General features: G+C 68.7%; 13 protein-coding genes. 7 read left to right on the top strand and 6 right to left on the bottom strand.

Annotated elements, in window-relative coordinates:
• Positions 1–86: 86 nt before the first annotated feature.
• The 5 genes from rpsF to D892_RS0112350 all read left to right on the top strand — a co-directional run bounded on the left by rpsF (position 87) and on the right by D892_RS0112350 (position 5,624).
• Positions 87–377, top strand: a complete 291-nt coding sequence (gene rpsF, locus D892_RS0112370) for a 30S ribosomal protein S6 (RefSeq protein WP_024801536.1) — start codon at positions 87–89, stop codon at positions 375–377.
• Between the two features lie 103 nt (positions 378–480).
• Positions 481–1,020: a single-stranded DNA-binding protein gene (locus tag D892_RS0112365; RefSeq protein ID WP_024801535.1), complete on the top strand. Its 540-nt coding sequence runs from the start codon at positions 481–483 to the stop codon at positions 1,018–1,020.
• A 54-nt stretch (positions 1,021–1,074) separates the two neighbouring features.
• Complete coding sequence (rpsR, locus tag D892_RS0112360; protein ID WP_024801534.1) at positions 1,075–1,344, top strand: 30S ribosomal protein S18; 270 nt, start codon at positions 1,075–1,077, stop codon at positions 1,342–1,344.
• A gap of 17 nt (positions 1,345–1,361) precedes the next feature.
• Positions 1,362–1,817 (top strand): 50S ribosomal protein L9, encoded by a 456-nt coding sequence (gene rplI, locus D892_RS0112355; protein ID WP_024801533.1) that lies wholly within the window; start codon positions 1,362–1,364, stop codon positions 1,815–1,817.
• Positions 1,818–2,531: 714 nt separating this feature from the next.
• Positions 2,532–5,624 carry a replicative DNA helicase gene (locus D892_RS0112350; RefSeq protein WP_024801532.1) on the top strand — a complete coding sequence of 1,031 codons (3,093 nt, stop codon included), beginning with the start codon at positions 2,532–2,534 and terminating at the stop codon, positions 5,622–5,624.
• Between the two features lie 226 nt (positions 5,625–5,850).
• Here the strand turns inward: D892_RS0112350 and D892_RS0112345 are convergent, their stop codons facing one another.
• Together D892_RS0112345 and D892_RS0112340 are read right to left on the bottom strand one after the other, a co-directional pair.
• Positions 5,851–6,345, bottom strand: coding sequence for a DinB family protein (locus tag D892_RS0112345; RefSeq protein ID WP_024801531.1), 495 nt, complete (start codon positions 6,343–6,345; stop codon positions 5,851–5,853).
• A 28-nt stretch (positions 6,346–6,373) separates the two neighbouring features.
• Complete coding sequence (locus D892_RS0112340; RefSeq protein WP_024801530.1) at positions 6,374–7,000, bottom strand: cyclopropane-fatty-acyl-phospholipid synthase family protein; 627 nt, start codon at positions 6,998–7,000, stop codon at positions 6,374–6,376.
• A 152-nt stretch (positions 7,001–7,152) separates the two neighbouring features.
• Here D892_RS0112340 and D892_RS0112335 point away from each other — a divergent pair, with 152 nt between their 5' ends.
• Complete coding sequence (locus D892_RS0112335; protein ID WP_024801529.1) at positions 7,153–7,374, top strand: hypothetical protein; 222 nt, start codon at positions 7,153–7,155, stop codon at positions 7,372–7,374.
• A 102-nt stretch (positions 7,375–7,476) separates the two neighbouring features.
• On the opposite strand, the gene D892_RS0112330 is transcribed toward D892_RS0112335, so the two are convergent.
• Positions 7,477–8,646, bottom strand: a complete 1,170-nt coding sequence (locus tag D892_RS0112330) for a glycosyltransferase (protein ID WP_051499051.1) — start codon at positions 8,644–8,646, stop codon at positions 7,477–7,479.
• 110 nt (positions 8,647–8,756) lie between these two features.
• Complete coding sequence (locus D892_RS0112325) at positions 8,757–9,374, bottom strand: helix-turn-helix domain-containing protein (protein WP_051499628.1); 618 nt, start codon at positions 9,372–9,374, stop codon at positions 8,757–8,759.
• Between the two features lie 133 nt (positions 9,375–9,507).
• Here D892_RS0112325 and D892_RS0112320 point away from each other — a divergent pair, with 133 nt between their 5' ends.
• Entirely contained in the window at positions 9,508–10,104 is a 597-nt protein-coding gene (locus D892_RS0112320) for a bifunctional 2-polyprenyl-6-hydroxyphenol methylase/3-demethylubiquinol 3-O-methyltransferase UbiG (RefSeq protein ID WP_024801526.1), read from the top strand.
• 271 nt (positions 10,105–10,375) lie between these two features.
• Here D892_RS0112320 and D892_RS43640 read toward each other — a convergent pair whose 3' ends face one another.
• Together D892_RS43640 and D892_RS0112310 are read right to left on the bottom strand one after the other, a co-directional pair.
• On the bottom strand, positions 10,376–10,855 hold the full coding sequence (locus D892_RS43640; RefSeq protein WP_024801525.1) for a hypothetical protein: 480 nt from the start codon (positions 10,853–10,855) through the stop codon (positions 10,376–10,378).
• Positions 10,856–10,974: 119 nt separating this feature from the next.
• Complete coding sequence (locus tag D892_RS0112310) at positions 10,975–12,165, bottom strand: citrate/2-methylcitrate synthase (RefSeq protein WP_198036883.1); 1,191 nt, start codon at positions 12,163–12,165, stop codon at positions 10,975–10,977.
• Between the last annotated feature and the right edge of the window lie 14 nt (positions 12,166–12,179).

The raw sequence follows: 12,179 nt of genomic DNA, 5'->3' as shown, positions 1-12,179 counted from the left end.
GCCTTGGCGGGTTGCTGACGCAACGACCCTCCTGCCCACGGACCGTCCGTGGGCCGTCCTTAGTCCACAGGAGGTGATGGGTTCCCGTGCGTCAATACGAAGTGATGGTCATTCTCGATCCAACCCTGGATGAGCGCACCGTCGGTCCGAACCTGGACAAGATGCTCACCGTGATTTCCCAGCAGGGTGGCAAGGTCGACAAGGTCGACATCTGGGGCCGCCGCCGGCTGGCCTACGAGATCTCCAAGCAGAGCGAGGGCATCTACGCGGTCATCGATCTGACGGCCAAGCCCGACACGGTGAGCGAGCTCGACCGCCAGCTGGGGCTGAACGAGTCGGTGCTGCGCACCAAGGTGCTGCGCAACGTCAAGAAGTAAGCGCCCTGTCGGAGGACCAACCGCCCTCGTAGTCGTCGGTACCTGTCTCTAGGCTCTAGCGCGACACGGGATCAGCGGACTTCACCGGACAGCAGGAGGAACCATGGCAGGCGACACGGTCATCACCGTCATCGGAAATTTGACGGCCGACCCGGAACTTCGATTCACGCCCGCGGGCGCGGCGGTGGCCAACTTCACCGTGGCCTCGACGCCCCGCATATTCGACCGTAATACCAACGAATGGAAAGACGGCGAGGCGCTTTTCCTGCGCTGCAACATCTGGCGTGATGCTGCGGAGAACGTCGCCGAAAGCCTGACCCGAGGCACCCGAGTGATCGTGAGCGGCCGACTTCGGCAGCGCTCCTTCGAAACCCGCGAGGGCGAGAAGCGCACGGTTGTGGAGCTCGAGGTCGACGAGATCGGCCCCTCCCTGCGCTACGCCACCGCGAAGGTCAACAAGACGACACGCGGCGGCGGTGGCGGCGGCGGTTTCGGTGGTTCCGGCGGTGGTGGGGGCTTCGGCGGCTCCGGTGGCGGCGCTCGCGGCGGACAGCAGAACTCCGCCGGCGACGACCCCTGGGGCAACGCCCCCGCAGCCGGCTCCTTCGGAGGCGGCGCAATGGACGACGAACCGCCGTTCTAGAACGGCTTTCACACTGGGGCCCAACGGCTCCCGAACACGACGGAGTAGAAGACAATGGCCAAAGCACCGGCGCGCGAAAAGGTGCTGAAGAAGAAGGCGTGTGCCTTCTGCAAGGAGAGCAAGGCTGCCGCCAAGAACGGCAACAAGGCAGCCGACATCGACTACAAGGACACGACGCTGCTGCGGAAGTACGTCAGCGATCGCGGCAAGATCCGTGCCCGCCGTGTCACCGGCAACTGCGTGCAGCACCAGCGCGATGTCGCCGTCGCGGTCAAGAACAGCCGCGAGATGGCGCTGCTGCCGTACGTGTCCACGGCTCGCTGAGAGGGAGGCACACGACGATGAAGCTGATTCTGACTGCGGATGTGGACAATCTCGGTGCGCCCGGCGACACCGTGGAGGTCAAGGACGGCTACGGCCGTAACTTCCTGCTCCCGCGCGGCCTGGCCATCCCGGCCACCCGGGGCGCGCAGAAGCAGGTCGAGGGCATCCGGCGGGCACAGGACGCCCGCCGCGTGCGCGATCTCGACCACGCCAACGAGCTGAAGCAGGCCATCGAGGGCCTGACGGGCGTCTCGCTGTCGGTCAAGACCGCGGGCACCGGGAAGCTGTTCGGCTCGGTCACCCCGGCCGACGTCGCGGGCGCCGTCAAGACCGCCGGCGGCCCGGTGCTGGACAAGCGCAGCATCGAACTGCCCAAGGCGCACATCAAGAGCACCGGCAAGCACGGCGTCGTCGTGCACCTGCACCCCGATGTGGCCGCCAAGTTCGACCTGGAGGTCGTCGCCGCCGAGTGACCATCCGGTCACCCGGTGCCGGAAGGCTATCGGGCGGCAGCGCGCGAATATTTCGACGAAGACCACCTCCGCGCCGATCGGTGCGGAGGTGGTCTTCGGCTGCCCGTTTTCCGGATCTCCCGTGATTTGCTATTCATTAGCCGTTCCCGAGGGGGCGGGCCGCGGATATCGTCGGCAAATATCCGCGGGTAGTCCAACCCCAGTTCGGGATGGTTTGGGGAGAACGTGGCAAACCGACCATTCGCATTGTGATGCGGGTCATAGCGAGCGAGAGCGCTGTTAACCCAACACGCCCGGCCGTTCATCTTTACCGACACGCCGATGCACTATCGATCCACAGGTGCACAACCATGGAAAAGCATTCCTACCTGGATATTGTTGTGTTTTCCGGCATATTTTCCCCAGGTAATACACAGGGGCTACACAACAGCGGGTGAACAGTCCCCAGGCTGTCCACAGAAGTGCGCACAACTCGGTTTGGTAGTCCCCAGACCAGTCGCTTAGGTTCTTTCCGGTGTCGTGACCCGACGCCCGGAACACCACGATTTCGTGAGTCTTGCAGAACGCAGCGTCGGTTTGCTGGATCGCCGTCCGCGAACCACCGCAGGCCGCCGTCGGCGCCGCAGGACGAACCGAACCTGTCGGTACCCGGGGGTAGAACCGGGTCATCGATGCGGACGCAGTCGGGCGTGACAGGAGAGGACGGTCGAGTCGGTGGCAGTCGTCGACGATCGCGGGCACTCGGAGTACGCCGACTCGCAGGGGGAGGATTTCGGCCGCCAGCCGCCGCACGACATGTCGGCCGAGCAGTCGGTACTCGGCGGCATGCTGCTGAGCAAGGACGCGATCGCCGACGTCGTCGAGGTGGTGCGCCCCGCCGATTTCTACCGCCCCGCCCATCAGGCCGTCTACGACGCCGTCCTCGACCTGTACAGCCGCGGCGAACCCGCCGACCCGGTCACCGTCGCCGCCGCCCTGGACCGCCGCGGCGAACTCAAGCGCATCGGCGGCCCTCCCTATCTGGTCACGCTGACCCAGACCGTCCCCACCGCCGCCAACGCCTCCTACTACGCCGAAATCGTCGCGGAGAAGTCGATTCTGCGCCGTCTGGTGGAGGCCGGCACCCGCATCGTGCAGTACGGCTACGCCGGCGCCGACGGCCAGGACGTCGCCGAGGTCGTCGACCGAGCCCAGGCCGAGATCTACGACGTCACCGAGCGCCGCTCCAGCGAGGACTACCTCCCCCTCGAGGAACTCCTGCAGCCCACGATGGACGAGATCGACTCCATCGCCAGCCGCGGCGGCATGTCCCTCGGCGTCCCCACCGGCTTCACCGAGCTGGACGAGGTAACCAACGGCCTGCACCCCGGCCAGATGATCATCGTCGCGGCCCGCCCGGGTGTGGGTAAAGCGCTGGCCCTGGACACCCCCGTGCCGACGCCGTCGGGCTGGACCACCATGGGCGAGATCGCCGTCGGTGGCGAGCTTCTCGATATCCGTGGACGGTCCACTCGCGTCGTCGCCGCCACCGAGGTCATGTTCGAGCGCCCGTGCTACGAGGTCGAATTCTCCGACGGAACGGTCATCGTCGCGGACGAACAACACCAGTGGCCGACCATTTCCGCCTTCGGTGGGGCTCCGTTCCACGTTCACACCACCGGCGACATCGCTAACACCCTGCGCGACACGGACGATCGACTTGTCCACCGGGTGCCCGCGACGGTTCGACACGAGTCTCGGCAGATCGTCGACGTCCGGAAGATCGACCCGATTCCGGTGCGTTGCGTCGAGGTGGACAACCCTGAGCACCTCTACCTCGCGGGGCACTCCATGGTCCCGACCCACAACTCGACCCTCGGCATGGATTTCATGCGGAGTGCTTCGGTGAAGCACGGGCTGGCCAGTGTGATCTTCTCGCTGGAGATGAGCCGGACCGAGATCGTCATGCGCCTGTTGTCGGCGGAGGCGAAGATCAAGCTCGGAGATATGCGGTCCGGGCGGATGAGCGATGACGACTGGACGCGGCTGGCGCGCAGGATGAGTGAGATCAGCGAGGCGCCGCTGTTCGTCGATGATTCGCCGAATATGACGATGATGGAGATCCGGGCCAAGGCGCGGCGGCTCAAGCAGCGCCACGATCTGCGACTCGTCGTGGTCGACTACATGCAGCTGATGACGTCCGGAAAAAAGGTCGAATCCCGCCAGCAGGAAGTCTCGGAATTCTCCCGAAGCCTCAAACTTCTGGCGAAGGAATTAGAGGTTCCGGTCGTCGCGATCTCCCAGCTGAACCGCGGACCGGAACAGCGAACAGATAAGCGCCCCATGGTATCCGACCTGCGCGAGTCGGGCTGCATGCCCGCATCGACGCGAATTCTGCGGGCGGACACCGGCGGCGAGACCACCCTGGGTGAGCTGCTCACCGGCGGCGAGCAGCCACTCGTGTGGTCGCTCGACGAGCGGATGCGGATGGTTGCCCGCCCCATGGTGAAGGTGTTCCCCAGCGGACGCAAAGAGGTATTCCGGCTTCGGCTCGCTTCCGGCCGCGAGGTGGAGGCAACGGGCAACCACCCGTTCCTGACGGTCGACGGCTGGATTTCCCTGGACAAGTTGCGGATCGGCGACCGGCTGGCCACCCCGCGCCGGGTTCCCGAGCCGGTACACACCGAGCGCATGGCCGATGCCGAGGTGATACTGCTCGCTCATATGATCGGCGACGGATCGTGCGTCGAACGGCAGCCGATTCGATACACCAGCATCGACGAGGAGAACCTGACCGCCGTTACCTCCGCCGCTACACACTTCGGCGTCACGGCAATCCGTGACGAATACGCGGCCGCGCGGGTTACCACCCTCCGATTGCCCGCGCCGTACCGGCTCGCACGCGATAAACGCAACCCGATCGCCGCATGGCTCGACGAACTCGGAATCTTCGGGCTCCGCAGCTACGAAAAGTTCGTTCCCGACCGCATTTTCGCCCTGCCGAATGATCAGGTCGCGCTGTTTCTCCGGCATCTGTGGGCCACCGACGGCTCGGTCCGCTGGGATCGGACGTGCCGACAGGCCCGCATCTACTACGCGTCGACCAGCCGGAAACTCATCGACGGAATCGCGCAACTGCTGCTACGGCTCGGGGTGCACGGACGGATCGAGTACGTCACGGAGTCCGGCTATCGCGACTGCTGGCACCTCACGGTCGACGGAGCGGACAACCAGACGATCTTCCTGCGAGACATCGGAGTCCACGGCGCCCGCGGTGTGGCCGGGGCGGCGGTCCTTCCGGAACTCGAGGCGGTGGCCCGCCATACGAATGACGACACGGTGCCCGAGGAGGTGTGGAACAAGGTCCGGGATCTCTTGGCCACCGAGCACATGACCCATCGGGAATTCGCGGCCGCGATGAACTCCCGCTTCTGCGGATCGACCATGTGGAAGCACGGCCCCAACCGCGCCCGCTTGGCCCGCGTCGCCACGGTGCTGGAGGATGCCGACATCGAGATGCTGGCGACCAACGATGTCTTCTGGGACCGGATCGTCGAGATCACCAGCCTGGGCGAACAGGACGTCTACGACGGAACGGTCCCGGGAACGCACAACTTTGTCGCACAAGGCATTTCAGCGCACAACTCTTTGGAACAGGATGCCGACATGGTCATTCTGCTGCACCGCCCCGACGCATTCGAGCGTGACGACCCTCGTGGCGGCGAGGCCGACCTGATTCTGGGTAAGCACCGAAATGGTCCCACCGCCACCATTACCGTGGCCCACCAGCTGCACTTGAGCCGGTTCGTGGATATGGCGCGGGGGTAAACGGCCGTTCGACGGCACCGAGCGAATCCGCCGGATCTGGAAGACTCCGCCCGCGCTGGGCAGGGACTCGCTGTCGACGTCCCTGCGGATCCGGGAGGACACCCGCCGTGCGGCCGCCCGTCAGTGAAACCCTTGCGAGACACCGCGATAGATCCGGATCACGGCCTCGCCGCAAGGGATCGCAACCGGTGGAGTCGCGTATTCCTTTCCCGGAGAGGGGATTGCGTCAGCGACCGGTGGTGCCGTCGATCAGTTCGCGAAGGATGTCCGCGTGGCCCGCGTGGCGGCCGGTTTCCTCGATCATGTGGGTGAGTGCCCAGCGCACGCTCGGGGCGGGGCGGCCCGCTCGGGGGATGGACACGGCGAGATCGGTGCAGTTGTCCAGGATTTCGTTCGCGCGCCGGACCGTCTCGCGGTAGCGCGCAACGACGTCGGCCACCGTATCCGCCGGAGATGCCTCGAACGTCGCCTGCCAGTCGGTGACGTTGTCCCCGAGGAACATCGAGCGTTCGACGTGGGTCAGGTGTTCCAGCAGGCCGAGCAGGTTCGTGCCCGACGGGACCGCGGCGGTGCGCACCTGGGGTTCGGGTGCGCCGTCGACCTTCGCGGCGATCGAGGTTCGGAGGTAGTCGAGGAAGCCGCGCAGGGTCTCGGACTCGCTGCTGCCGGTCCGGGGTGGTGGGGCGTCGCGGCGGCGGTTGCGGGGCTTGGTGCCGGGCATGATCGGTTTCCTCCTTGGCTCTGACTTATCAGGCGGTGCGGCGGAGCAGCAGGACGTGGTCTGTGACCTCGGCGGTGTGGCCGTCCGGCCCGGACGCGATCCGGCGGGGTGCGTCGGCCCGCTCGATCGTCCATATCGCCGGGTCCGGATCGATACCCGCGGCGACCTCCTGCGGGGTCGGGTACCGGACGTCGGGGTCCGGGTTCCACGACCACGGCGCGGTCGAACCGTGGTCCACCACCAGCAGCCGACCGCCCGGCCGCAGCGCGTGCGCGGCCGCGCGCAGGACGTCGGCCCTGCCCATATCGAACGGAGTGTGCAAGTAGTGGGCATTGACCAGGTCGAATTCGCCGGGCGGGAAGGACTCTCGGAGATCGTGCGGCGCGGCGGCCACGCGGTCGCCCAGGCCGTACGACACCGCCAGGTCGGCGAGCCGGCCGGCGGCCACGGCCGAGATGTCGACGGCCGTGACGTGCCAGCCCCGGCGGGCGAGCCACAGCGCGTCACCGCCGTCCCCGCATCCGAGGTCCAGCGCATCGCCGGGCGACAGGCTCGAAACCGTCTCGGCGAGAATAATATTCGGCTGCGGGTCGATGGCTGCCAGCCGGGCGGCGTGCACGCCGTTCCAGAATCCGACCGGATCGGTGGTGCTCATGGGGGGCTCCTTCTGTCGGTACGGACCCAGTCTCGCCGGGCTCGGTACGGACCCAGTCTCGCCGGGCTCGGCGCGTCTGGCACGCAACCTTGCCGATACGGCAAAATGGCCCCGCGCATCCGAGACGGTGCGGCCCTACGAGGAGAGCAGCCTTGTCCCACACCATCGCGATGACGCTCACCCCGTTCGCCACCGATCGGCGGATGGCGGGCCGCCGTCTCGCCGACATCGTCTCGGGCCGCATCGCTGCCCCGACCGGAGCGTACGTCGACCGCGCGACGGTCGACCGCTCCTCCGACGAGTCCTACGATCCCGCCCGGGAACAGGAACTCTGGGACGCCGTAGAGCGGCTCACCGCTCCGTATCCGACCTGAATCGGCAGACCGCCGCGGAGTACGAGTGCCCGTGTGCGGCGCGACTACCGCCGCAGGTACGGAAGGCGTTCGCGCGTATCCGGACTTGCCGGGCCCCGGCGGCTACACCCTCCGCAGCGTGTCGATCCGGCGCGCATCGTCGGCCAGTATGGCCATGACCTCCGCCGGGGTGGGTTTGCCCGCGTTTTCCGCCGCCACCTCCGCAACCCGGCTGCGCAGGATTTCATCGTGCAGTGCTCGTTCCACCGCGGCCGTCACTGCGGCGGCGGAATCCACCACGAGTGCCACCCCGGCGGCCGCGGCACGGGCGGCGTTGATCGGCTGATCGGCCCCCTGCGGCCAGAGAACCAGAGGGATGCCACGGCTCAGCGCACCGAGGATCGTCCCCGAACCACCCGCCGCGACAACGAGTTCCACATCGTCCAGCAGCGTGTCCAGCGGCGCGAACGACACGTGCCGCAGTTCGCCGCGAGCACCGGCCGCGGGCGGCTGCTGAACGACGAGACCGAGCGTGACCAGAACGTTGACATCCGCATCGGCGACGGCCGGCCCGATCTCGGCCAGCGTCGACTCGTCGGAGAACACCGTCCCCAGCGTGAGCAACACGGTCGGCTTGCCCGGGTCGGTGAAGCGGGGCAGGTCGTCGGTCGCGCCCCCGGAACAGCCGATCACACCCGCGGGACGGCGGTGAGCCCGCGCACGAACAGGCAGGACCGGCGCCGGAGCGACCCACTCGGGATCCTGCAGAGCCGAGGGCCACGGGTCGATGTAGCTCGACGGCGTGACCGGCCGTACCCCTGCGCGTTCGTAGTGCGGCGCCACGGACCGCGCGATCTCGGTCAGCACCGAAGCCACTCCCGGGCCGACCGCGGCCTGGTGCCAGGGAACGTTCAGCCGTGCGGCGATCAGCGGACCGACGGTGTCGAAGGTCTCGGCCACGACGAGATCCGGCGCCCACTCCCGAGCCCGGTCGAACGTCTCCTCGGCGTCGAGCTCCAGCCGGGTGTTCCCGAAGGTCTCGCCGATCATCCCGGGACCGGGGCGCAGCGGGTCCGCGCCCGTCCGACGGGCCGCTTCGGCCACGAGAACCTCGGGTCCGGCCCCGGCGGCAAGGAATTCGGCTCCCGGCGCCAACTCCCGATCGGCCAACGACCGTACGTCCGCACTGGCCAGTAAGGCGACGGTGTGGCCGGCATCGATCGCGGCCGCCATCAGCGGGGCCAACGGGAGGATGTGGCCGTAGGCGGGTACGGCGCTGAACAGCATTCGCATGGTGCGGGACTCCGATTCTGGGCGCTCGGGGTGACGAGGAGTAGAGGCCGGATTCGCCCCGGCCGTTACACGCTCCCGAAGCCGGCGGGTCCGGCAGGGCGCTCGTTTCGCTAGCCGGGGCGGTAGCGGGCGCGGATGTGGAAGCGTTCGCCCTGGGGGCCGAGGATGCTCAGGAACTCCACGGGCTGATCGTCGGCGTTGCCGAACCAGTGCGGGAGGTGGGTGTCGAATTCGGCGACCTCGCCGGTGCCGAGGACGAGGTCCCGGTCGCCGAGGATGACGCGCAGCCGGCCGTTGAGGACGTACAGCCAGTGGTAGCCCTCGTGCGAACGGGGATCGGGTTCGCGGTCGTCCGGTCCGGCCGGGAGGATCTGCTTGAACGCTTGCAGCCCACCGGGTTTGCGGGTCAGCGGGATGACGGTCATGCCGTCGCGGGTGAACGGCCGCGGGTAGACGCGGGGATCGCCGCTCGCGGGGGCGCCGACCAGCTCGTCGAGCGGGACCCGGTAGGTCTTCGCCAGCGCCAGCAGCAGTTCCAGGCCGGGCCGGCGCTGCCCGGACTCGAGCCGGGACAGCGTGCTGACCGGAATGCCGGTGCTCTTCGACACGGCGGTCAGCGTGTCGCCGCTGCGGCGGCGCAGCTCGCGGAGCCGGGGACCGACCGCGGCCAGCACGTCGCCGAACTCGTCGGCCGTGCCTTCGCGACGTTCGGGATCTTCGCTCCGCATGCCCATACCTGCACTGTTCCCCCGCTTTGCGGTTTTGGCAAAGATCTTTGTCGCTTTCGCACGGGACGGGCATGTTGGTCCCTACCGGAGGCCGCCATGTACCGGCCTCCGCACCACCGGAAAGGCGAGGACAGTGGACGAACAGTTCTGGGAAGACCGGTATCGCGGCCGCGACCAGCTCTTCAGCGGCGCACCCAACGGTGTGCTCGTCGCCGAGGCCGCCGGCCTGGCGCCGGGGCGCGCGCTCGACGTCGGCTGCGGGGAAGGGGCCGATGCGATCTGGCTGGCCCGGCGCGGCTGGCAGGTCACCGCGATCGACATCGCTCCGACCGCCCTGCGCCGCGCCGCGGCCGCGGATACCACCGGCCGCGTGACGTGGACGCACGCAAACCTGGCCGGTACGCCGCCACCGCCGGGCGCGTTCGATCTGGTGTCGGTCCAATACTTCCCGCTGCGGCTCGAATCGGATCACACCGCGCTACGCGGGCTGCTGAACGCCGTCGCCTCCGGCGGCACGCTGCTCGTCGGCAGTCACGACATCAGCGACCTGCCACCGGGTCGGGACAATGACTTCGACCCCGCCGACTACTACCACCCCGGCGATATCGCCGCTCTCCTCGGCGACGACTGGACCGTACTGATCAACGAGACCCGTCCGCGCACCGCGCCCGCGCCGCCGGGTACACACCACGCCCACGACACCGTCCTGCGCGCGCGACGCCTGCGATAGACCGGAACATCGTGCGAACTTGGCTGCCGACGCTGGGGACCTCCCGTCCCTCCGACGCCGGTATCCACTGCCACCGGCGCAGTGGCCGCGACATGAACCGCCGCCGCAACCAGGTCGGTGACTGCAGAACCCCGCGCGGGCGGTGATAAGAGGCTGAGGGCCGTCGCGATACCCGGAGACGCCCCAGGCCGGGCCGAGTTCGGCCGACACCTGGCGACGGGCCGAGAACCCGCGGACCGCCGAGCATCACGCGACGATGCCCGGGCAGGACTCAGTTGTCGCTGCCGTCTCCCGGGTAGTGCGGCATGGTCCACTCGCCGTGCGCGGGGGCCGGGACCGAGGCGGCGTCCAGGGTGAATGTCACGGCGACGTGGCCCGGGCCCGGGTACTGCGGCGGTTCGGCTCCGTAGTGGTGGTAGCCGGGGCCGGTGATCTCCTGGCTGACCGTTCCGCTGCGGCCGTTGTCGGTGTTGGTCCAGTGCGCGGTGACGGTGACGCGGCAGTCGCCGACGCCCCACAGCGTCGCCTGGAAGTTGAAGAGCGCGCCGCCGTTCGCCAGGCCGCCGTGGCCGATGCTGGGGTCGATCCGCCCGGCGCACAGGCCCGATCGGCTCAGGGTGAAGAGGGTGTCCCACGATCCCTGTTCGGGCGTGGCGACGGCGGGCGTGGCCGAGGCGGGCGCGGCCGTGGCGAGCGCCGGCGCGGCGGCGAGCGCGGCCACGGCGAACAGCCGGGAGGCGGTGGTGCGCATGGATCTCCCCTCATGGGTACGGCCTGGTCCGAGCAGACTACCTCCGCGGACCGATCGGCCGGCCGCAATCCGGCGCGCCCGTCACCCGCCGCGCCCGGCGAGCCCTCCCGAGCACGCGATCACGACCGCGCCGGCAGCGCGCGGGGGCGAAGCGGCGTCCCGCCCGCGTATTCCTCCATGGCATGGGCCAGCCAGCCGGCCGTGCGGGCGACCGCGAAGATCGCCTCGCCGGAGCCGGGAACCAGGCCGTAGACCGCGCAGAGGGTGGCGAGCGCGAAGTCGATGTTGTGCTCGGGCTGCCGCCGAATGCGCAGCTCGGTCAGGATCGCCTCGGCGGCAAGGAGTTTCGGGTGATCGGGGGCGAGCCGCCGGATCTGCTCGAACAAGTGCGCGCCGCGCGCGTCGGCGTCGCGGTAGACGGCGTGGCCGGCACCCGGGATCCGCTCACCACGCCGGAGCAGATCGCCGATGACGCGCGGCACGGCGGCCCGATCCGGAATATCGGCGAGCAGGCGCTCGACGGCGCGGGTGGCGCCACCGTGCATGGGGCCGCCGACCGTCCCGAGCCCGGTGCCGACCACCGCGTACGGATCGGCCCGCACCGAGGCCGCGACGCGGGCGGCGAACGTGGAGGAGGCCAGCTCGTGATCGGCGAGCAGGATCAGCGCGGTATCGAGCGCCTTCAGCACCCGATCGGATTCCGGCGGGTGCGGGCACAGCCGCGACCACAGCATTTCGGCGATGGTCGGCCCGGCCGGTTCCGACAGCGGCGGCAGCGCCTCGGCCATGCCCGCGATCAGCGTGCGCGCGGTGGCGGTCACGGCGCCGGGATCGAGATGGAACCGCAGCGGATCGCTGACCGACAGCGCGGTCACGATGATCTGCACGCGATCCAGCGGGGCCAGGTCGGTGGGCAGCCCGTACTGAACGGCCCGCGCCGTCGCGACCGCCCGCAGCCGGCACCGCCAGGGACCGGAATCGGTGAGCTCACCGCCCCACAGCCATTCGGCCACCGCCTCGAATCGGTGGGTATCGGCCAGCTCCAAGGCATCTCGGCCGCGATAGTACGGCCGGTCCGGGCCGAGTACGGTGATCCGCGATTCGATGGCGATCTCGGTCGGCGCGGCACGACGCCGGGGTTTTCCGCGCCGCGCGAGCCGTTCGATGTCGGCGGGATCGAACAGGCTGCGGCGGCGGTCCGGATCGAAGTGCCGCCGCAGGACGCCGCGGCTGACATAGGAATAGAGCGTGGCCGGTTTGACTCCGAGCCGGTCGGCGGCGGTCTTCGCATCTATCCGGTCGTCCGCCACGGGTTGACGATAAT

This window comes from Nocardia sp. BMG51109, assembly GCF_000526215.1.
Lineage (GTDB): Bacteria > Actinomycetota > Actinomycetes > Mycobacteriales > Mycobacteriaceae > Nocardia.
The sequence above is the reverse complement of the archived record's forward strand: the minus strand, read 5'-3'. Positions and strand labels throughout refer to the sequence as shown.